14 protein-coding genes are annotated in these 21,670 nt (G+C 64.0%); 1 reads left to right on the top strand and 13 read right to left on the bottom strand.

All coding sequences use genetic code 11. The features are described from left to right. Positions 1-253 precede the first annotated feature (253 nt). On the top strand, positions 254-1,129 hold the full coding sequence (locus N5D53_RS08455; RefSeq protein ID WP_014591064.1) for an AEC family transporter: 876 nt from the start codon (positions 254-256) through the stop codon (positions 1,127-1,129). 45 nt (positions 1,130-1,174) lie between these two features. Here the strand turns inward: N5D53_RS08455 and N5D53_RS08450 are convergent, their stop codons facing one another. The 13 genes from N5D53_RS08450 to tssE form a co-directional block, all read right to left on the bottom strand. Then, positions 1,175-3,691, bottom strand: coding sequence for an excinuclease ABC subunit UvrA (locus N5D53_RS08450; protein WP_104961771.1), 2,517 nt, complete (start codon positions 3,689-3,691; stop codon positions 1,175-1,177). A 167-nt stretch (positions 3,692-3,858) separates the two neighbouring features. After that, positions 3,859-4,944 (bottom strand): type VI secretion system protein TssA, encoded by a 1,086-nt coding sequence (gene tssA, locus N5D53_RS08445; RefSeq protein WP_012052418.1) that lies wholly within the window; start codon positions 4,942-4,944, stop codon positions 3,859-3,861. Between the two features lie 95 nt (positions 4,945-5,039). Next, positions 5,040-5,558, bottom strand: a complete 519-nt coding sequence (locus N5D53_RS08440) for a type VI secretion system tube protein Hcp (RefSeq protein ID WP_003248334.1) — start codon at positions 5,556-5,558, stop codon at positions 5,040-5,042. 143 nt (positions 5,559-5,701) lie between these two features. Next, on the bottom strand, positions 5,702-8,197 hold the full coding sequence (gene tssM, locus N5D53_RS08435) for a type VI secretion system membrane subunit TssM (RefSeq protein WP_014860346.1): 2,496 nt from the start codon (positions 8,195-8,197) through the stop codon (positions 5,702-5,704). Continuing rightward, entirely contained in the window at positions 8,194-9,102 is a 909-nt protein-coding gene (tagF, locus tag N5D53_RS08430; protein ID WP_104961770.1) for a type VI secretion system-associated protein TagF, read from the bottom strand. The genes tssM and tagF overlap by 4 nt, the downstream gene beginning before the upstream one ends. Beyond that, positions 9,099-12,902 (bottom strand): type VI secretion protein IcmF/TssM N-terminal domain-containing protein, encoded by a 3,804-nt coding sequence (locus tag N5D53_RS08425; RefSeq protein ID WP_121161676.1) that lies wholly within the window; start codon positions 12,900-12,902, stop codon positions 9,099-9,101. The genes tagF and N5D53_RS08425 overlap by 4 nt, the downstream gene beginning before the upstream one ends. A gap of 30 nt (positions 12,903-12,932) precedes the next feature. Next, positions 12,933-13,649, bottom strand: a complete 717-nt coding sequence (icmH, locus tag N5D53_RS08420; protein ID WP_004576640.1) for a type IVB secretion system protein IcmH/DotU — start codon at positions 13,647-13,649, stop codon at positions 12,933-12,935. Beyond that, on the bottom strand, positions 13,646-14,989 hold the full coding sequence (gene tssK / locus N5D53_RS08415) for a type VI secretion system baseplate subunit TssK (RefSeq protein WP_003248343.1): 1,344 nt from the start codon (positions 14,987-14,989) through the stop codon (positions 13,646-13,648). Before tssK ends, icmH begins: the two co-directional genes overlap by 4 nt. Beyond that, positions 14,986-15,708, bottom strand: coding sequence for a type VI secretion system lipoprotein TssJ (tssJ, locus tag N5D53_RS08410; RefSeq protein ID WP_014860349.1), 723 nt, complete (start codon positions 15,706-15,708; stop codon positions 14,986-14,988). Before tssJ ends, tssK begins: the two co-directional genes overlap by 4 nt. 24 nt (positions 15,709-15,732) lie before the next feature. Further along, positions 15,733-18,330, bottom strand: coding sequence for a type VI secretion system ATPase TssH (tssH, locus tag N5D53_RS08405; protein WP_104961768.1), 2,598 nt, complete (start codon positions 18,328-18,330; stop codon positions 15,733-15,735). Then, complete coding sequence (tssG, locus tag N5D53_RS08400) at positions 18,327-19,397, bottom strand: type VI secretion system baseplate subunit TssG (RefSeq protein ID WP_121161670.1); 1,071 nt, start codon at positions 19,395-19,397, stop codon at positions 18,327-18,329. The genes tssH and tssG overlap by 4 nt, the downstream gene beginning before the upstream one ends. Further along, complete coding sequence (gene tssF / locus N5D53_RS08395; protein ID WP_121161668.1) at positions 19,361-21,181, bottom strand: type VI secretion system baseplate subunit TssF; 1,821 nt, start codon at positions 21,179-21,181, stop codon at positions 19,361-19,363. The genes tssG and tssF overlap by 37 nt, the downstream gene beginning before the upstream one ends. Beyond that, positions 21,181-21,663 carry a type VI secretion system baseplate subunit TssE gene (tssE, locus tag N5D53_RS08390; RefSeq protein WP_003248355.1) on the bottom strand — a complete coding sequence of 161 codons (483 nt, stop codon included), beginning with the start codon at positions 21,661-21,663 and terminating at the stop codon, positions 21,181-21,183. Before tssE ends, tssF begins: the two co-directional genes overlap by 1 nt. Between the last annotated feature and the right edge of the window lie 7 nt (positions 21,664-21,670).

Below are 21,670 nucleotides of genomic sequence, written 5' to 3'. Positions count from 1 at the left end.
TGTTCAGGCGCTGACTCTGTCATTGCTGCTGGTTGCCACCGTTCAAGGCGACGGGCGAAAAGGAAGCGGGATTCTACGGGCTTGGACGCTTTTGCCCAAGGGGATCGGGTGTGCGACGAGACGCCGCAGTCTCAGCGCGACATGAACATGTCTTCCACAGACATTTTCGATGGCGGCTCCTGCGTGCGTTGAAATCGGCCCGGTAATCTCACAGAGTGCTGCATAATGCCGAACCCCACCAAGGAAGGCCCCCATGTTCGCGTCGCTGTTCGCAGTCCTGGCCCCGGTTTTCATCGTCGCCGGAATTGGTTTTGCCTGGGCCCGCAAGGGCCTGGATTACCCCACTGACTTCATCGCCCGGGTGGTGATGACCGTCGGCACACCTTCGCTGGTACTGTCCACCCTCAGCCGTACCGAGCTGGACCCGAATGCCTTTACCAGCATGGCCGTGGCCTGCTTGCTGTGCACCCTGGGTATGGCCCTGGCCGCTTTGCTCGTGTGTCGCGCGTCGGGCATGCACTGGCGGGTACTGCTGCCGGCGTTCATGTTTCCTAACACCGGCAACATGGGCCTGCCGATCAGTCTGTATGCCTTCGGTGAGCATGGCCTGGCCCTGGCCGTGGCATTCTTCCTGACCCTGTCGATCGTTCAGTTCACCATCGGCATGGCCATCTCCGGCACGGCGGCTTCGCTCAAGGCGCTGTTGCGCAACCCTATCGTCATCAGCCTGGCCGGCGCCATGCCCATCATTTTTCTCGATTTCGAACTGCCGCGTTGGCTGGCCAACACCGCAGACCTGCTGGGCGGCATGACCATTCCACTCATGCTGCTGACCCTGGGGGTGTCACTGGCCAGCATTCGCCTGCGTCACGTGGGCAGCGGCATGCTGCTGGGCGGCTTGCGCATTGGCCTGGGGGCTGCGGTGGGCTGGGCAGTGGGCGCGGTACTGGGTATGGACAGCCTGGAGCGTGCGGTGCTGATGGTGCAGTCGGCGATGCCGGTAGCCGTGTTCAACTACCTGATGGCGGTGCGGGCCAACCGTGAGCCAGAGCAGGTGGCGAACCTGGTGATGTGTTCTACGGTGCTGTCGTTTGCCTGGTTGCCGGTGGTGCTGGCTTGGTGGATGTAAGCTATAGGCAACGACAGCAATTTCCGTTGAGTCAATGCGCAGGGGTCACAAGGCCTTGGCCAAAAACGCCGCCGTGCGGCTGTCGGTAGATGCCGCCACCACCTGCGGCGTGCCGCTGACCACCACCTTGCCCCCGGCATCGCCAGCACCCGGCCCGATATCGATCACCCAGTCGCTCTGCGCCACCACTCGCATGTCGTGTTCGACCACCACCACGCTATGCCCGCTTTCTACCAGGCGGTTCAGCTGTACCAGCAGCCGGTCGATGTCCTGCGGGTGCAAGCCGTTGGTGGGCTCATCCAGCACATACAGGGTCACCCCGCGGGCCATGCGCTGCAGTTCGGTCGCCAGCTTGATCCGCTGCGCTTCACCACCGGACAGCTCGGTGGCCGGCTGGCCCAGACGCAAGTAGCCCAGGCCGATATCCTGCAGCACTTGCAGACAACGGCGGGCAGGCGGTTGCTCGGCAAAAACCTGCAGGGCCTGGTCGACGGTCAACTGCAGCACTTGCGCGATGTTCATGCCTTGCCAGCTCACCGCCAGGGTTTCGGGGTTGTAGCGGGCACCCTGGCAGGTCGGGCAGGGCGCATATACGCTGGGCATGAACAGCAACTCTACGCTGACGAAACCCTCTCCCTCGCAGTTGGCGCACCGGCCCTTGGCAACGTTGAAGGAAAAGCGCCCGGCGTCGAAGCCCTGTGCCTTGGCCTGCTCGGTCGCCGCGAAGAGTTTGCGCACGTGGTCGAACAGGCCTGTGTAGGTGGCCAGGTTGGAGCGCGGCGTGCGGCCGATCGGCTTCTGGTCAACTTGCACCAGCCGCTTGATGCTGCCAAGCCCGGCGCTTACGTGGCCGCTGCTGGTCTGTTCGGGTTCGTCTTCCAGGCTTTGCGCTTCGGGCTCGCTACGTTGCTCGGCATGGCCCAGGTGTGCCCCCACCAATTCCAGCAGGGCCTGGCTGACCAGGCTGGATTTGCCCGAGCCGGAAATACCGGTAACGGCGGTAAAGCAGCCCAGCGGAAATGCAGCGCTCAGGTTATCGAGGTTATTGCGCGTGATGCCTTCAAGCTTCAGCCAGTCGCGGGCCTGGCGGGGGGCGCGTGCGGCCTGTACCGGGGCATTGAACAGGTAGGTGCGGGTGCATGACTGTTGCACCTCGACCAGGCCGGCAGGCGGCCCGCTGTAGAGGATTGTGCCGCCGTGCTCGCCGGCAGCTGGCCCTACATCCACCAGCCAGTCGGCGCGGCGCATGGTGTCCAGGTCGTGCTCCACCACATACACCGAGTTGCCAGACTGTTTCAGGCGCTGCAGGGCTTCGAACAGCGCTTCACTGTCGGCCGGGTGCAAGCCGGCCGACGGCTCGTCGAGTACGTAGACCACCCCGAACAGCTGCGAATTCAGCTGCGTGGCCAGGCGCAGGCGTTGCAGTTCACCAGAAGACAAGGTCGGGGTGCTGCGCTCCAGTGCCAGGTAACCGAGGCCGAGGTCAAGCAGCGTATCAATGCGTTCGAGCAGCTCGTTGGCGATGCGTTGGGCCGCCAGGCGTTTTTCCAGTGTCAGCTCGTCCTGCTGCCGGGTCAGGTAGTCGGCTGCCGCCACCTTGCGGAACACTTCGGCCAGCGCCTGCAACGACAGGTGCGACAGTTCGGCGATGTCCAGCCCGGCGAAGGTCACGCTCAGCGCTTCGCGCTTCAGGCGTTTGCCCTGGCACAGCGGGCAGGGGCTGGGGCGCATGTACTGGGCCACACGCTTGCGCATCTGCGCGCTCTGCGAGTGCATGAAGGTATGCAGCACGTAACGCCGGGCACCCATGAACGTGCCTTGATAGCTGGGCTCCAGCTTGCGCTTGAGCGCTTCGCGGGTCTGCGCCGGGGTCAGGCCGGCATACACGGGGGCGGTGGGCGTCTCTTCAGTGAACAGGATCCAGTCGCGCTGCGCCTGAGGCAGGTCGCGCCAAGGGATATCGACGTCATAGCCCAGCGTGACCAGAATGTCGCGCAGGTTTTGCCCTTGCCACGCCATTGGCCACGCCGCCACCGCACGCTCACGAATGGTCAGCGACGGGTCGGGAACCATGGTCGCTTCGGTCACCTCGTAGACACGGCCCAGGCCATGGCACTGCGGGCAAGCGCCCTGGGGCGTGTTCGGAGAAAAGTCTTCGGCGTACAGCATCGCTTGCCCGGCCGGATAGTGGCCTGCGCGTGAATAGAGCATGCGGATCGAACTGGACAAGGTGGTCACGCTACCCACCGAGGAACGTGCACTCGGCGTGCCGCGTTGTTGCTGCAGGGCCACCGCCGGCGGCAGCCCGTCGATGGCATCGACATCCGGCACGCCAACCTGGTCGATCAGGCGCCGGGCATAGGGCGCCACCGATTCGAAATAACGCCGCTGGGCTTCGGCATACAGCGTGGAGAACGCCAACGAGGACTTGCCCGAGCCGGACACGCCGGTGAACACCACCAAGGCATCGCGGGGAATATCGACATCGATGTTCTTCAGGTTGTGCTCGCGGGCGCCACGAACGCGGATGAAACCGCTTGGGGTGGTCGGGCTTGGAGGCATGAATCAGTCCTTGTCTGAAGCTGAGCAGTGCGCTCAAGTTAACAGCAATTGCAGCGCCCTTGCGTGGGCAGCAGTCAAGGAATCTACCCGATGGAGCCGGTGGGGTGGCAGGGCGCCGGCTGTCTTCGCCTTACCTGACGTTCGTCTCAAGGCTTTTATTGCAGACCCTAGCGGGTACCCAGCACATCGCGGATGTTGTCCACCACATTGTTGTCCTTGATCACGTCACTCAACCAGCCTTCCAACGGCATGTTGCCCCACTTGATCGCACGTTCGATCAGGTAGGGTACCGGGCTTTGCGGTTCGCTCTGTTTGAAGTACTGGGCGATGCCCGCAAGCATGGTGAATGCCTCGTCGCGGGTCAGCGGGGTGGTGCGCAGGGCTGCAGGCGCGGTCGTCGGGGGCGTGGCATTCATCGCTTCACCTGCTTCGTGGAGGTTGGCACCCGTGGCCTGTGGCTGTGCTTCTTCCGGGATGGCGGGGTGTAGCTCGACGCCGCGGTCCTTGAGCAGTTTTTCCGCCAGTTGGCTGGCACGCGAAAGCATGTCGGCAAGGCTGGCAAAGCTGGGCGCCTCGTGGCCGAACAGGCGGTCGGCGCTGGCCTGCAGGCGTTTGCATGCATTCAGGCTGGTAGCGATCTGCTGGGCCTTGGCGCGCAGGTAGTCGGTGTCGGTAAGCGCTACCGAACGCTGGAAGATCTCGGCGTTGATCTTGCCTTCGTTCAGTGCTGTCTGCATCGCCTTGGGGTTTTGCAAGGCGAGGTTTTCTACATGGCGTGATTCGTCATAGCGCAACACGCCAAAATGCTGCCCCTGGATAATGGGCAAGCCACCGGCAATGTCGGTGAGCGTGGTCTTCAACCAGGACAGTCGCGCCGCGCGCTCGTCCAGGCCGTCTTCGAGGGTGGGGTACAGCGTTTCCCAGAACGCAACCAGGAGCTGTTCGGTCAGCTCGAGGCCAAAGGTGATGCCTTCGAAGTGTTCACGCTGGGCCAGCCCCTCGCAGAGCCAGGCCACCAGCATCAGGTCTTTGCTTTGCTGCGCAAGCCCTTGAGCCGACAGGTTGATCACCTGCTCCCAGTCGGCAGTCTTCAAGTCGGTTTGCCAGTCGCCCTGGGTCAGGTAGTCTGGGTCCGCCCGGCGTGCCTCCTTGATCTGGTCGAACAAGGCAGAGAAGCTCAAGTCTTCGCCACTGCCACCCTCGATAGGGGCGACCAGTGTGGCCAGCGAGAGGTCATTGAGAATTTCAGGCATAGAACACTCTGGACATGGCTAGTGAACAGCGCGCCGGAAAACCCGGCGCGCTGCAGAACACAGGCCGCCGAAGCGGCCCATGGTTCGGTACGTGCTTAGGCAAACACTTTGTTCGCGGTGCGGTCCCAGCCACCCACGATGTTGCCGCCGGCCTGGCCGTCGGTGCGGTTCTGCTGGGTGTAGGTGGTTTTGATGCGGGCAAAGTTGAAGCTGATTTCTTCAACTGGCAGGTCGCTGACCGCCTTGTCTTCACCACTCTGGTTGCCACCGGCGACAAACCTGACCGAAGAGACCACCACTTCTTCCATGTCGATGGTCAGGTAGGTGACCTTGTCACCACCGGCGCGGTTCACGTTCAGCTTCAGTTTGGCGATGTGCTTGCCGGTACAGCAGTGTTCGAACAGTTTGGCCGATGCCTTGTCGACTGCCTTGCGGATCTTGAAGTCGCTCAGGGCAACGCGCTCGGAGGACGCACCGCCCGAGGAGCTGGCGGTTGCCGACGTAGCCTGGGTGGCGCCGTACTCGTAGCCCAGCACTTCGATCCAGTCCTTGTGTTTTTCATCCAGAACTTCGCCTGGGATGCCGTCGATTTGGATATACGCGTCAAATGCCATTGTGAAACTCTCCATTAACAACATGTAAAGGGTTGCTCATGCGCCCCTTGGTTTTGACCTCGCCGGGCGCGCCGGCAGAGGTAGCTTGCCGCCGCCCGGGCCTCATCCTGTGAGGCCCCGGCGACCGGTTTTTGCGGCGTGGCTCAGTTAAGCCCACGCACTTCGATTTCCACCCGGCGGTTGGGCTCCAGGCACTTGATCAACTGCGTTCGCGGTTGTTGCATGTCGCAGTTGACCAATGGCTTGCGGCTGCCTTCACCCTGCGCGACCACCAGCTCGGCAGGTACGCCCTTGCCAACCAGATAGGTGCGGATGGTTTGTGCCCGTTGTTTCGAAACCTGCAGGTTGCCCTGGCTGTCACCCAGTTGGTCGGCGTGCCCCGAGATGATGATCTTGCCGATATTCGGGGTGTTCAGCAGCTTGCTGGCAATTGCGCTCAGCTGATGCTGGCCTTCGTTTTTCAGGCTCTGGAAGTCGGCGCGGCCGAAGGCGAACAGGGTGTCGGACTCCAGCGTGATGGTCTCGATGGCACGCAGTGACTGGGCCCGCAGGCTATCGATGTAGTTGCGCGAACTGGACATCAGGAAGGCGTTGTCGAGGATGCGCGGTACATCTGGCTCTCGAATCTGGTCGCTGTAGAACGTGATCTGGCGGCTGGCGTACAGGTAGTCCTGGTTGCCACCGGCCTCGCTGCCAGCGGCGGCCATGCTCTTACCGGTATGGCGGGCGATGGCCGGGTACCAGTAGTCCGGCAGGTGCGCCTTGAGAAACGCCGGGTCGGCATGCTCGCGCTGGCCCGGAGAAAGCATCACATAAGTGTCCAGCGCCGCCTTTCCGAAATTGGCGATCGACTGGGCCCGGTTGTCATGGGGCAGCGCCTCGGCCTCCACGCTGTCAATACCGCTCACTGGCTGCAGCTCACGGGTGTTGCGCTGGTAGACCTTGAGCGTGGTCAGCAGGTACAGGGTACGGGTCAGATTATCGGCCGTGGGCTTTAGCATCACATTCTGCAACGTGGCGAAGTAGCGGTCGCGTAGCAGCGGCTCGACCTCATGGCCCTGGTACAGGCCCAGGCGCATACCGAGGGGCACGCCCTTTGCGTGGTGTTGCTCATGGTAGTGAGCAGCCCAGAAGCGCAGGCGGTCTAGGCTTCGCCAGGCGGTGTACTGGCCGCTGGCCGCCTGGTCGTCGGCCTTGGCCTGGGCCAGTTCGCCGGCAATGCTGGCCAGGGTGGCGCGGTTGTTCAGGTACGACCAGCCCCACAGGCTGCACAGCACCAGTGCCGCCAGGCCGGCAGCGCCCACCCACCCGGCCTTGCGCCGGCGTTCACGGTGGTTGCTGGTGTACAGCGCCACCAAATGCTGGTCGGGAATGATCACTTTGCGGAACAGGCTGTTGATGAACAGCGGCGCCGGCTGGCTGCCGGCAGTGCCCGTTCCTTCTGCGTGTTCGAGCGCGAAGCGTTCGGCCACATGCTGGCCGTGGCAGCCCCATTGAGCCTCGTCGGCCTGCAGCGCCGCGGTGAAATAGAAACCGCGCAGCATTTCGGCATTCTGGTAAGGGTTGGCACGCAGCAGGCTGTCGACGAACTGATGCAGGCGCGGCTTGAGCGCGGCCAGCTCCAGCGGGAAGCGGTAGGCAGCGTTGTTCTGCCGAGTGACTTGGATATCCTGCTGCACCAGCTGCTGGCTCGCCATCTGCCCCCAGTAACGGGTCAGCTCGTCCATCGCATTGCTGAAGCGCTGGCCCCAGTCGGCTTGCTCGTAACCCTTGTGAGAGAAGGTTTTACCCATCACTTCACCACGAGCCGCGTCGTCCAGTTGGCGATAGAACGCGGTGAAACCAGGGATCAGGTCGCACTTGGTGAAAACCAGGTAGATTGGCAGACGCACTTCCAGCAGCGCGCAGCTTTCCTGAATGCGTTCGCGCAGGCGCTTGGCCACGCGCTCCTGGTCTTCGACCGAGCCATGCAGGATATCGGCGATGCTGACGCTGACGATCAAGCCGTTAAGGGGGCGGCGCTGGCGATGCTGGCGCAGCAGTTGCAAAAAGCCGCGCCACTTGCCGGCTTCCTCGGGGCTGTTCATGTAGCGCCCGGCAGTGTCCAGCAGTACCGCTTCAGAACTGAAGAACCAGTCGCAGTTGCGCGTGCCGCCCAGGCCCGCGACCCGCACGCCTTCGCGCTCGGCATAAGGGAAGTTCAGGCCCGACTGCAGGATCATCGTGCTCTTGCCGGCGGCAGGCTGACCAATGACCAGGTACCAGGGCAGGGCATACAGTGCATCCTTGTTCGAGGTACCGCGCGGCTTGTTGCTGTGCAGGCGCTCGATGCCCTGCAGCAGGCGCTCGCGCAACAGGCTGACTTCTTCCCGGTCGGCCGGGGCTGCACTGAGTACAGCCTGGTCGGCGTCGTCGCGCAGCAGGCCTTCAAGGTTGTGGTGCTGACCCACTCCGCGGTACAGCAGCAGTACATAGCCCGCCGACAGCAGCAGAAACACGCCGATCCCGGCCAGCAGGCTGTGCAGCGAGGCGAAGCCGAAGGCTCGGCCGATGGCCCAGACCAGGAAAATCGCCAGGAAGAACGCCACGCCCAGCAGGTAGGGTTGGTAGCGCAGGCAGTAGTACTTGAGCTTGTTCATACAGGCGTCGCATCCAGTGCATCGACGAACTGGTCGATGACATGTTCAAGGGGGCGGTCGTAATCGTGCAGCCGTGGCACCGTTGTCAGCGGGCTGAGCAACTCCAGGTGCTGGCGCGGGTCGGCACAGCCACTGAGCAGGCGGTAGGCACAGCTGGCGTGGCGCGCCGGGAAGCAGTACAGCTGCGGGTGCATGAAATCGTCGGCCAACAGGCTCACTGCCGGCAGCGCTCGGTGTTCGCTCATGCGGGCCAGCCAGGTCAGCCACAGGTCGGCAGTGGGGTTTTTAAGGCCACGTTCGGCCGGCAACGGCAATTCGATGCCGCCTGCAAAGTCGCCCTGCAGCGAGGCACTGCCGAGCTTGAGGTGGGCGAGGGCGGTGGCACTGTCGAAACCTGGCCAGGATCCATGAAGGGCACGGGCCACATCCGCGAAGCTGAAATCATGCAGGAACTTGGCGTGCACCCGGCGGAACAGGTCCAGGTCCTGGCCCTGCAGCGGGCGCAAGGCCTTGATCCGTTCGAACAGGCGGATGCAGTCGGCGCCTTGCACGGCCTGGTGCAGCATCGGCTTGATCTGCGCGCTGAACAGCTCGCCAAGCGTGAACGGGTTGACCAGCCCAGTACTGTCATCGCCCTTGAGCAGCTGGAAGATGAAGAACGGGTAGCGCCGCTGGCTGGCATCGCGCGAGCTGAGCAGGCCACCCAGTAGCCAGTTGCCGTTGCGTGCGCGGTAGGTGAAAAAACACATCGGCAGCGCGTCGAACAACGCCTGCCAGTCATCGCGGTAGCGCATGGCTGCCAGTGATGACTGCAACCAGGCGTCGAACTCGCAGACTTCTTCCGCCGCCCCATGCAGGCTGACGAAATCTGCGCTCGACGGCAGCTTGCCGAAGCAACCGATCATTGCGCGCCCCTGCTGTTGAGGGCGCTCAGGGCCTTGACGTCACCCAGATCGGTCAGCTTGACCCCACCGAAGTTGCGCACGACAAGGCTTACGCGGCCGCTGGCGGTGTTCCAGCTGAAGCGTTGCTGAATGCCGTCCAGGTCGTCGACCCGAGCGCTCTCGTTCATGCGCAGCAGGCCCCACCGCCCAGGGAAGTCGAACACGGTGACCCGTGTGCCGCTCAGGGTGACGACGTCCAGGCGCGCGCCCGGCGCGGTGCTGGTGCCCGGCCAGGCGAAGCGGTTCCAGCTGCTGCGGCCGTTGCGGTAGTGCTGCTCCTGGCCATCGAGGGTGAAGACGATGTCGGTGAAGTTGGCCGAAGGTTCCAGCATGATTTCGAAGCCGTTGTCACGGTCCGACAGGCTGGCGATCACCTGGCCCACGGAGCTGGCCTTGTCGATGCTGTTGAGCATGCCAGGGTTGACCAGCGCCGGCCCCTTGCCATCGCCCACGCCCAGACCTTCACCACCGGCCAGGTTGCCGATTTCGTTGCGCTTGAAGGCCGGCAGCAGGCCGCTGTCCGGATCCACGAAGCGTTGCAGGTCTTTCACCGAAGCCTCGTTGCGGCTGCTGCCGGCAATCGGGTAACGGTGTGCCATGACCTGCTCCCAGGGCTTGGCGATCTGCTGCGCCCAGGCCTTGGCGATCTGCTCGCCGGCCGGGTCGCGCAGGGTCGCCCAGGCATACTGGATGGGCAGGCTGAACAGCCCCTGCAGCGAGCGCGACAGGCCATCCTGGCTGGTGTCGACGCTGCTTTCCACGTAGTTGCGCACGGTGGTGATCTCGCTCGGCTGGCCTTCCAGGGTCTCGCTGATCAACTGTTTGCTGCTCTTGCCCACATCCTGCGAGCGCTGGATGTTGTTCATGCGCACCTTGAGTTTGCGCAAGGCGGCCAGGTAGCGGTCCATGATGGTGCTGTCGGCGCCTTCGGCGTTGTTTTCGGCGAACACCCGCGCCACCGGCTCGAAGCGCTTGGCCAGGCTACCGTCGTCCACCGCCGGCAGGGCCGGGGCGACGTTGGCAGGCAGGGTGTCGTTGGCGTCGAACAGACCGGTGACCTTGCTCCAGAAACCGTCATCGCGGCTGGTGCCTGGGGCCGGGATGGCCTGCTTGACCGGCAGGTCCCACTGGGTATTGTCGTTGACCGCCTGCAGCAGGTTCTTCACTGGCGAGTTCTGCACGTCGCTCAACAGCCCCAGTTCCCGGGTCGCCGAGGCCAGGTCGGCGAAGTGGCGCACGCCAACGCTGCTGACCATCTTGTACCAGGCCTGGGTGTAGTCGCGCTTGTAGCGGGTCATGAACTCGCGCACGAAGTTGGCCTTCTGCACGATGGCATCGCCGCCTTCGCCGTCCAGCACCCAGTCCGACTCGTTGCGCAGATTGCCCGACACCAGCTTGATCAGCTCGGGCTTGACGAAGGTGTCCCAGCCCTGGCGGGTGTAGATCGCCGGCACACCCGCGGTTCCGTACAGCAGCGCGCGGCCTGGTTGCGGGACCAGGTCGTTGAGGCTCAGCGCCGGGAACTGCCGGCTCGACTCGAGCTGCAGGCGCAGGTATTCGCGATCGACCAGCGAACTGGAGATCATGAACGACTTGAGGTTCTGCCGGGTTTCGTTGATCAGCTGTTCGTTGCGCGGCAACGACGGCGCTTGGCCCTGCTCCAGCAACTGCACGTACAGCGGGGCATTTTCCGCGATCACGCCAGCGTCGGCCGGGGTGCCTTCGGCGGCGGCGCTGGCCCAGGCCTGGGGCAGGCTGGCAGCGACGAAGGCCGGGTCTGGATGGGCCTGGGGCTCGGTCAGCAACAGGTACAGCTTGAGGGTGTTGTAGGCCTCGATGATCGAGGCCACCTGCTGCTCGTCCAGGCGCCCGAGCATTTCTTCGGACAGTGACAGCCCACCGGTGGCGGCGGACAGCTCGGCGCCATCGCTGGCAGTGGCCAGGTTGACCTTGGCGGCATAGGCGCCAGCGCGGGTGTTGCCCAGCGCGGCCTTGGCCCTGGCTGCAACGGCAGGGGCCAGCGGCTTGCCATTGCGTTTCTTCGGCAGCGGGGCCGGGGTGAATTCCAGCTCCTGGTTGATACCGTTGGCGAAGGTGTTGAACGCCCGCATCTGCACTTGCAGGCTGCGTGCGATCGGTTCCAGCGCCTGGCTGCGCAGCTGCGCCAGGTAGGCGCTGCGGGTCACCTGGTGAATCGCCTCGCCCTGGTACAGGCCGCCACCCAGCTGCAAGGGCACTCCCTGCAGGCGATGGGCCTCGACGTTGGCCATCTGCTCACGCAGCACTTCCAGGCCCTTGCCTGCGGCCAGCTGCTGCTCGCGGTCTGCTGCCTGCTCGATGTGCGCCAGCTGCCCGCGCAGGCTGTCCAGCCACTGGCGGTTATTGGCGAACGACAGCGCTTGCCAACCGATGAACAGCAACCCGGTGGCGGCGGCCAGGCCCAGTAGCAGCGGGCTGAACGCAGCCTGGCGGCCCAGGCGCGACTGGTAAAGGATCAGGTCGCGGTCGGGGAAGATCACCTGGCGGAAGGTGTCGGTGATGAAGTAGCTCCGGTTGCCCAGGGCCTTGCCGACGTGCCCGGCCTGTTCATCGTAGGCGGCCTGCAGGGCGAATTCGTCGGCGATGACGTCTTCATAGACCTGCCCCAGTTGCTGCCCGTTCTGCAGTGCACTGGTGAAGTACAGGCCACGTAGCAGCAGCGGGGCGCCGCCGCGATGGCCGCGGGTGAAGTGTTCGAGGAATTGCTCGAGCACACCGCTGAGGGCGGCGAAGTACTGCGGGAAATTCAGCAGGGTGCTGTCGGCTTCGGCACCGAGGGCGATCATCTGCGCGTCGACGTGCTGGCGAATATGAGCTTGCAGCTTCTTGAGGCGCGTCTGCAGCACGGCGTGCAGGCCGTTGGTGCGGATTTCCGAAAGGCCAAAGGTCATGCCCAGCGGCTGCTGGCGTTCGTGCAGGTCGAGGCCGTCGAAAGCCTGGCTGAAGCCCGGCAACTGGTCGGTCTTGCTCAGCATCAGGTAAACCGGCGGGTTGGCATCGAGGCATTCGGCGTATTCTTCCACCCGTGCCACCAACTGGGCCGCCAGGGCATTGCGCTCATCGCTGTTGGCCGCCAGCAGCTCGGGCAGGCTGACCACAAGCACCAGGCCATTGATCGCCGCTTTGCCGCGCTGCTTACGCAGCATGCGCAGAAAGGCCGAGAACTCGCTGGCCGACTGGTCGTCGCGCAGGTAGCGCCCGGCGGTGTCGATCATCACGGCGTCGGGGCTGAAGTACCAGTCGCAGTGCTGGGTGCCGCTTTCACTGTCGTTGGCCGTAGCGATGCTGGCCGACAGGCCGGAATGGGTCAGCAGCGAGGTCTTGCCGGCCGCCGACATGCCGACCACCAGGTACCAGGGCAGGTCGGACAGCGCCGCCTTGCCGCCGCCACCCGCGGAGCGGTCGGTGCGCAGCATGGCGATGGCGTGCTTCAGGCGCTCACGCAGCACCTGCTGGTCACGGAACTCGCCAGTGGCATTCCACGAGCGGTCGACCTCGATCTGCAGCAGGCTCTCCAGGTTGTGTTCGGCGCGAATGCGCTGGTATTGGCGCAGCACGATTACCAGCAGGAAGCAGGCACTGATGATTGCCAGCGCTTCAGGCACATGATGACGCAGCCACGGCACCAGCGGCGCGGCCAGCCAGCAAATCAACAGGCTAGCCAGCCACAGCAATGGCAGCAGCACCCAGAAACTTTTCAACAGACGCAGTAATGTTTTCATGTCTTCCTGACTCGGCTACCTGGTATGTGCTCAGGCACTGAACAGCTGGCGGATTTGTTCGGACAGGGCGGCGACGTCCTTGTCCAGCAACCAGTCCAGCGTCAGGTACACGGCGACGCAGACCAACGCGATCAGCGCCAGATACACCCACAGCGGTACTTCGTGGCGCAGCATCTGCGACACCTGGTCGGGCAGTGCCCAGTCCGGTGACAGGGCTTTGGGCGCCTTGCGGTAGCGGGCAATATCCTGGCCCAGGGTATTGGCCAGGTAACGCAGCTGGTCTTTCTGCCCGAGGCTGAACTTGCCCTCGAAGCCCAGTGCCAGGCACAGGTGGTAAACCTCGAGCACGTCGATGTTCTGCTTGACGTCGGCGCGCAGCGCATCGACCTTCTCGAAGAAGCCTTCGCCGGCCAGGTGCACGCCGAAATAGCGGAACTGCAACGGCTGAAGTTCAAAGTGCCGACGCAACGCGTTGTCGTCCGAGCGCAGTACGCTTTCGTCGAGGAAGGCGCACAACGCGTATTGGGTGTCCTTGACCTGCTCGACGCTGTAGTTGGCGGCACGGGCATCACGTTCCAGGTTGGCGAAGAAGCGTTCGACGCTACCTTCGAAGGCCTGCACCGAGGTGACCTGGCGGCCGCGACGTACGATCAACGCCATGCTGATGAAGTCCTGGACCAGGTCCTTGAGCGTCGGTTTGTCGCTGGCGGCCGGGACGGCGCCCTGTTGCAGTACGGCTTCGGTCATTTGAGCACCGCCATCAGTTCAAGCTTGAGGTTGGTAAAGGCGCTGGGCGCATAGAAGCAGATGGCCTGGGCGCTGATCATTCGCTCATACACAGTGCCGTGTGGTTCGATGGCGAAGTACTGGTTGTCCAGGCGCACCGGAATCGCGTTCGGCAGCCGCGCGGCATGATTGAGGGTGACACCCGGCATGGCGCTGTTGACCACCACTTCAATGTCTTCCGGCGAACCGACCTTGAAGGCACGGGGCACCAGCTCCAGCAGGCTGGCGCCGGGCATGTCGGCATGCACGGCGATATAGAAGTCGGCTTCGGCCAGGCGCGGGTCGTGCAGTTGGCCTTGCCAGTGCGATGGCTTGGTCTGGGTCAGGTTGATGACAATGCACTGGTTGGGCACAACGTTGTCGAGCATCACCCGGATCATTTCGTCGAGCTTGACCAGCGACGCGGCCGGGTCGTGGTGGTCGTACTCGGGGATGTCGCTGAGCTGGGTGTCCAGGGTGAAGGTCAGCAGGCCGCCGGCAAGGTCGGCCAGGAACAGGTACAGGCGCTCCGGGTGCAGGCGCGGGTGGGCCAGTAGATGCGCCAGCTGCGGGTGGGCACGGTTGACCGTGTTCAGCAGCCAGAACAGGGTCACATCGCTGGAGCCGAACTCGGCGATCTGGTCGGCGCGCTCGCGGCGTCGGCCGGAAAGCGCCTTGCTCTTGGCCTGCAGGGCGCCGAGCAGGCGCTTGCCGATGCCGGCAATGGTCTCGTGGCTGCCCAGGTGCAAGGTGGGGTGGACGAAATGTGGGTCAACGTTGAAACCGCCCATGCTGTTGCGTGTCAGCTTGGCCAGTGGGCAGTGGCTGTAACCGTCGAGGCTGTCACCGTCGACCAGCAGTACGACGTTCAGGCGCAAGCTGGTGATTTCGTTTTCCAGCTCGCCTTCATTAAGGTCGGGCAGGGTGTCGAACTGCTTGCGGAAACGCCGTGCGGCCTTGTGTTCGTGGCCATCCTCGACGTAGTTGAGGCCGAATGGCTCGGGCAGCTTGAGCGCGGCATACACCTTCAGGTCGTTGGCCTTGAGCAGGTCCTTGAGGTCGCGCGCGGCCGGCAGCGGATCGTGCTGCGGCGCGTCGTAGAGGCTGCCATCGGGGAACACCAGCTTCAGGCGCTTGAGCTGCAGTGAACCATTGGCCAGGGCGTCCTCGTCCACCTGCAGCGCCTGAACCCCCCAATGGAAAGGGGTGCTGCGCAGGGTCGCCTCAGCCAACTGGTGCTGATGGAATTCGTCCTGATACTGGAAGTGCTGGGGCAGCAGGAACATGCCTTCCGACCACATCACCCGGCTCTGCTTGCTCATTTGACGCTATCCACTAAAGAGTTGAAGGTTGAATCCATGGCGTTGCTGGCCGACTGGCTGGCGGCGTCGGTGGCTTTGTCGATGGCCGCGTCCTGCACCTTGTCGGTGAGGGTCGCGTCGGCATCCTTGGCCTTCTGCGCAGCGGCAAGCTGGTCGGCGGTCGGCGGTTTGTTCAGTACGTCTACGCCCCGCATGGCGCTGATTTCGGTGTTGTCCACCAGCACCCGCAGGCCGTCGGAGGAGAACCAGATACCGTCCTTGCGCAGCGAGTTGGCGTCGAAGGCGACTTTCCAGCGCGCGTCCTGCTCATCGCGGAAGAACGCCGCCACGCCGACGTAGCGCGCGTTCTTGGCCAGCGGCCACTGGTCGATCTGGCCAATGCCGGGCAGCAGGGTGATCTCGCGGGTTTCCACCAGGGTGTTGCCCAAGGCTTTTTCCGGGGCGTCCCACAGGGTCTCGGCATCGGTAGCCGCGAAGCGCTCGAGGTCGGTCAGCTGATACACGCGCATCACCACCGACAGCGGCTTGCCCTCGGCGTCGGGGTTGAGCTGGTTGCCGCCGTCGGAGGTCAGGATGACCTTTTCGCTGTCGGCCAGCATGTCGGCCGCCCAGCTGTCTTCCATGCGCTTGCCGATACGGTCGGTGACCCCGCAGCCGGCCAGCGCCACCAGCAAGGCGGCTGCGGTCAGGCGTTTGAGGACGATGTGCTTGTGTTGCATGACGGCAAAACCTCCGGGTACTGGTCAGGCCAGGCGATAGGCGAAATCGCCATCGCTGCCCAGCTCGATCGCAAGGTGCTGGATCGGCGCGTCCTGGGCCATGCGCTCGAGCACACGCTGGGCGAGTTCGGGCATCAGGGTCTGGGACAGGATGTTGTCGATGTTGCGTGCGCCGCTGTCGACCTCGGTGCAGCGCGCGGCGATGGCCTTGACCAGCGCCTGGTCATAGCTGAGCTCGGCCTGGTGGTTGCGGGCGAAGCGCTTGGCGATGCGTTCGAGCTTGAGGGCGACGATGCGCTCGAGGATCTGGTCCTGCACCGGGTAGAACGGCACGATGCTCAGGCGACCGAGGAAGGCCGGCTTGAACACATGGTTGAGCTGGTCGCGCAGGTCTTCGACGATCGCCTCGGGCGTCGGCAGCTCGGTGGCGTTCAGGCAGGTCTGCATGATGCGCTCGGTGCCGGTGTTGGAGGTGAGGATGATCACCGTGTTGCGGAAATTGATCTCGCGGCCTTCGCCATCGTCCAGCACGCCCTTGTCGAACACCTGGAAGAACAGTTCCAGCACGTCGGGGTGGGCTTTTTCCACCTCGTCGAGCAAGACCACGCTGTACGGCTTGCGGCGCACCGCTTCGGTCAGCACGCCGCCTTCGCCGTAGCCGACGTAGCCGGGTGGCGAGCCCTTGAGGCTCGACACGGTGTGGGCCTCCTGGTACTCGGACATGTTGATGGTGATCAGGTTGCGCTCGCCGCCGTACAGGGTGTCGGCCAGGGCCAGGGCGGTTTCGGTCTTGCCGACACCGCTGGGGCCGAGCAGCAGGAACACGCCAATCGGTTTGTTCGGGTCTTCCATGCGCGCTCGGGAAATCTTGATGCGCTTGCCGATCTCATGCAGGGCGTGGTCCTGGCCCAGCACGCGTTCACCAAGCAGGGCCGGCAGGCGCTGCACGGTATCGATTTCGTCACGCAGCATCTTGCCCAGCGGGATGCCGGTCCAGCCACTGATAACCTGGGCGATGGCGCCGCTGTCGACCAGCGCATGGACCAGTGGCTGGTCGCCTTGCACGCGCGCCAGTTCGGCACGCAGGGTATTGAGCTGCTGGGCGTCGGCATCGTTGGCGGCGTCCAGCGCCTTGAGCTGTTCGACCAGCTCCAGCTCCTGCTGCCACTGAACATTGAGCTGCTGTTCCTGCTGCTGCTCGGCCTGCAGGGCAGCCTGCAGCGCTTCCAGGCGGCGGGCATGGTCGTGCCCCTTGCCGGCTTCGTGGCCGAGCACGCCGATTTCCGCCTGCAGGTTGTCGATCTGCCGACGGCAGTCTTCCAGTGCGCCGGGCAGCGAAGATTGCGCCAGGGCAATGCGCGCGCAGGCCGTGTCGAGCACGCTGACCGCCTTGTCGGGCAGCTGGCGGCCGGTGATGTAGCGGTTGGACAGGCGTACCGCCTGAACCAGCGCTTCGTCCATCACCGCCACCTTATGGTGCTCGCGCATCTTGCCGAGCAGGCCGCGCAGCATGTGAATGGCCTTGTCTTCGTCGGGCTCTTCCACTTTGACCACCTGGAAGCGGCGGGCCAGGGCGGCGTCCTTCTCGAAGTACTTCTTGTATTCGGCCCAGGTAGTGGCAGCGATGGTGCGCAACTCGCCACGGGCCAGGGCCGGCTTGAGCAGGTTGGCGGCATCGTTCTGCCCGGCCTGGCCGCCGGAGCCAATCAGGGTGTGGGCTTCGTCAATGAACAGGATGATCGGGTGCAGGCTGCGCTTGACCTCTTCGATCACAGCCTTGAGGCGGTTCTCGAACTCGCCCTTGACCCCGGCGCCGGCCTGCAACAGGCCCAGGTCGAGGGTGTGCAGGGCAACGTCCTTGAGCACCGCCGGCACGTCACCCTGGGCGATGCGCAGCGCCAGGCCTTCGACCACGGCGGTTTTGCCGACCCCGGCTTCGCCCGTGAGGATCGGGTTGTTCTGCCGGCGGCGGGTGAGGATGTCGACCATCTGCCGTACTTCGAACTCACGGCCCAGCACCGGGTCGATGCGGCCTTCGCGGGCACTTTGGGTAAGGTTGACCGTGTACTGGTCCAGCGCCGGGGTCTTGCCGCTGGCCTTGCTCGACGTGCTCACTGGCGCCGCTGGGCTGGCCAGCGGGCTGGCCTGCCTGGACTCGGCGCTACCCTCCACCAGCGCGGCAAGGTTCAGGCGCAGGTCATCGGCGTTGATTTTTTCCAGCTCCGGCGCCGAGGCGATCACCACGCGACGCAGTTCTGCATCGTCAAGCAGGGCCTGCAGCAGGTGGGCGCTGCGCACCTGGCCTACGCCGTATTCGATCGAGGCCAGCAACCAGGCTTGCTCGATCATGCGGGTAATGTGTGGCGACAGCGCCGGGGTGCGGGTATTGCCTTTCTTGAAGGTGCCCAAGGCGGTGACCAGCTGCGCCTGCAGGCGTTCGGCGACGACCTCGTAGTGGCGCAGGATCGGCGCCAGGTCGCTGTCGATGTTGTCGAGCAACTGCAGCAGCAGGTGCTCCACTTCCACGTCGTAATGGTGCTCGGACAGGCACAGGGCCGCCGCGCTTTCGGTGGCCGTGCGGCTGGTTTCGTTGAGCTTGGCGAACAGAGACTTCAGGTTCACAAGGCGACCCCATCGTAAGGAATGTGGAAGACGGCGCAACGCGAAGGCTCCGCGTCACGACCAGGGCGTTTGAGCCAACCCAGCCAGCCCAGGGCGACATTGCCGCTGCGGCCCAGTTGGGCGCGTGGCACCGCCTCGCGCTTGAGGCGTGGGGCAATTTCGAAATCCAGTTCGGAACCTATATAGAAGCGCACCAGCTCGACCAGCTTGCGGTAGCAGGCGGTGCCCGGCTGGAAGCGCTGGTAGTCGGCCAGGTTCAGCGGGCCCAACTCGATACGGATGCACGACTGGTAGTCCCAGACCCGGTTGCCGGCGACGGCGCTGTGGCCGAGCTGGGCATTGCGGCGGCCGAGCTGGGTGCATTGTTCGGGCTGCAGGTGCAGCCAGCGCCCGGCGAACGGCTGGACCTTGATCGGCAGCGAGAAATAGAAGCCGAGCATGCGTTCAAGGTTCAGCGCATTGCGCGGCTTCTGGCTGAGCAGGCCGGCAAAATAGCTGAACAGCTCACGACGCAATGCTGACGGTTGCTCTTCGAACTTCAGCTTCTGGGCGCGCGGCCCGAGGCCAACCAGGTTGAGCAGGTAGCCATCGAAGCCTGAGGTGCCATTGCGCTCGTGCTCGATGTGGAATTTGTATTTTTGCCAGGCCTCGTAGAACAGCGTGGTCATGCGGTGCGAAAAGATGTCGAGAAACGCATGGGCGGCATCGTCGCGATACTGCACGTGGCGCTCGAGCAGCAGCTCGGTGTACGGGCGTGGCAGCACGCCTGACGGCCCGACCAGGCCCATGAAGGTGACCTGCACTTCCGACAGCGGCAATCCGGCCGGCGACACCTTGCCTTCGCGCTCGAAGTGCAGGTCGCTGACCTCGCTGGCCGGGAACGCCAGCGACAGCTGGGTACGAAAACGCAGCGGGTCTTCGTGCGGCCGGGTTGCCAGGTCCATGCGCCCGGTGCGGCTGTAGTGCAGGCGGAGCAGGCGCACCAATTGAAAGAATTCGAATCGGTGCGGCTCGGCTCGGGCCTGATCGATCAGACCAGGGGCTGATCGCCGGTGCGTGCTGGCCATTGGACGACTCTCTTTTCTCGTTGTTGGGTGCGCAGGGTCAGTTGGGTGAAGCTGTTCATCGAGCAGTACTGGCCGAAGAAGTGGTCCAGCACCCTGCCGAACAGAAACACGCCGCTGCCGATGAACTGGCTTTCGTCCAGGGTCAGGGTGATGCCGACGCCGCGCACGAAATTTGGCCGCGGGTGGCCAATGCGCGCGACCACCGGTTCGCTGCTGATCGCCTTGATGCCGTTGATCTGTTTGCGAATGGCGGAGACATTGCGGTAGTTGTACAGCGACAACAGCTCCAGCAGCACTTCGCGGCCCTGGCTGACCAGCGACAGATGGTTCAGCGACAGGTGGGCGATCAACCGCCAGATCAGGCCCTTGCCCAAGGGCACACGCACCGTGGCGGTGGGCTTGCGCAGGCAGCGGATATCCTTGATCACCGAGTTGGCGGGAATGGTGAAATCGCCCCGTTCCCCACCGAACGGCAGCATCAGCGGCACGTCGCGGTTGCTGCAGGTAAGGCCGATACTGAGGGTGTCGCTGCTGGCGTCGATCAATTCCAGATCGCGGTCGACCACGCGGATGCTCATGGCAGTGGCGTCACCCTGGTTTCGCCGGCGCGCGACCCAGAAGCTGCTGTGTGGGTCTTGCTCACCCCGGGGTTCGAAAAACGGCTGGCAGGTGGCGACCTGGTCGATACCGCCGAGTTTGCGCACCCGCCGTACCCGGTCGATCGAGACCACTTCTGCAGCGTTGTGCAGCCGTGTATCAGGGGTGACCGGGTATTCGTGCTGGGTGTGGGTCAGCTTGATCGGCTCGGCCTGCTGGCGGAACAGGTTGATGATCGGCGTGCAGTTGAGCTTGAAGTTGTTGCGCCCGATGTTCTGGGTCAGCCGCGCCAGGCGCTCGCTGAGGTCGTAGTCGGAGAAATAGAAGTTGACCTCTACCTGCTCGATGGCCTTGCCCTGCAGGATGCGGGCAAATCCACTGAGGTCGAAGAACATGAACTTGTCGGGGAAGGTGAAATACTCGTGCAGCAGGCGGTAGCCCAGGAATGAGCGTTCGGAGTAGTCCACCAGGCCTTCGTCACGGGCATAGCCCACGGTTTTCAGGGCATCGGCCGGCAGCGCCACTTCGCGGCTGCGGCCCTGGTCGTCGAAGCTCAGCGTGGCCTTGGCCAGGTTGTTGAACAACAGCTCGTACAGCTGCAGCATCAGGGTCGCTTCGCCGTCGAGGAAGAACCGCAGGCGGTTCATGTCCATCTGCCCGAACAGGGCATCGCCGGTGGCTGCCAGGCGGATGCGCAGACGAGCGACCAGGTCGGCGCTGTGCCCGTTGAAGGCCGAACGTTCCATTTCCGTGAACGAGGCCTGCTGCACGGCAATCGGCCACAGCTCTACCGGGTAGCAGGTGCGGAACTTGCACACCACGCCCTCCACGGGGTTGGCATGCATCTCGGTATGGCGCGCCACGCGGTAGGCTTCGGTGACTTTCTCGTGCCTGCCCAGGCTCAGTTCGACAATCGACATCGACGGAGTAGGGCGCAGGTAGTGGGGGTACAGCACCTCGAGGAAGGATTCGACGATCTCCGGAAACTCGTCATCGAGCTTCTTGTGCACCCGCGCAGACAGGAACGAGAACGCCTCGATCAGGCGCTCGGTGTGCGGGTCTTCGCAGTTGTCGCCCTCGATCAGCAACCGCGAAGCGATCTTCGGGTACTGCGCGGCAAACTCCTGGCCGAGAAAGCGCAGGTGCGACAGTTCCTTTTCGTAGTAGGGCAGCAGTTCGTCGAGCATCAGTTGAGGTTCTGCACTTTGTATTCCTGGGTGTTGACCTGCAGCACGGCGTCGAATGACACCTGGCGGCTGATGTCCTGCAGACGCAATACGGCGTCCACGCGGAAGGTCAACATGCGGTGGCCGTTCTGCTGGGCCAACAGCTGAACACGGACCCGGCGAAAGCGCCGGTCTCCGGTGCTGATCGCCCGCTCCAGCTGTTGCTGGATCAGGCGACGATCGTGCGGGTCGAGCACGCTGCGGCTGATGAAGTCCGGCATGCCGTATTCAAGGATGGAACCACCGAGCTGGCTGAAGCCGTCGAGCTCTTCGGCGACCAGGGACTGGCGGGTGTTCACCAGTACTTCGAGGTCGCGGACGATGCTGGCCTTGTACTCGGCCAGCGAGCAGGTGCGCTGTGCTGCGGGCTCGGCCGACTGGTAGGGACGGTCGTCCAGCAGTCGGTCGAGCAGCGAGGGCAGCAGGCGGGCCTGGTTACTCATGTGTCAT

It is taken from the genome of Pseudomonas sp. GD03862 (genome assembly GCF_029840855.1).
GTDB lineage: Bacteria > Pseudomonadota > Gammaproteobacteria > Pseudomonadales > Pseudomonadaceae > Aquipseudomonas > Aquipseudomonas alloputida.
This window is presented reverse-complemented; position numbering and strand designations above follow the sequence as displayed.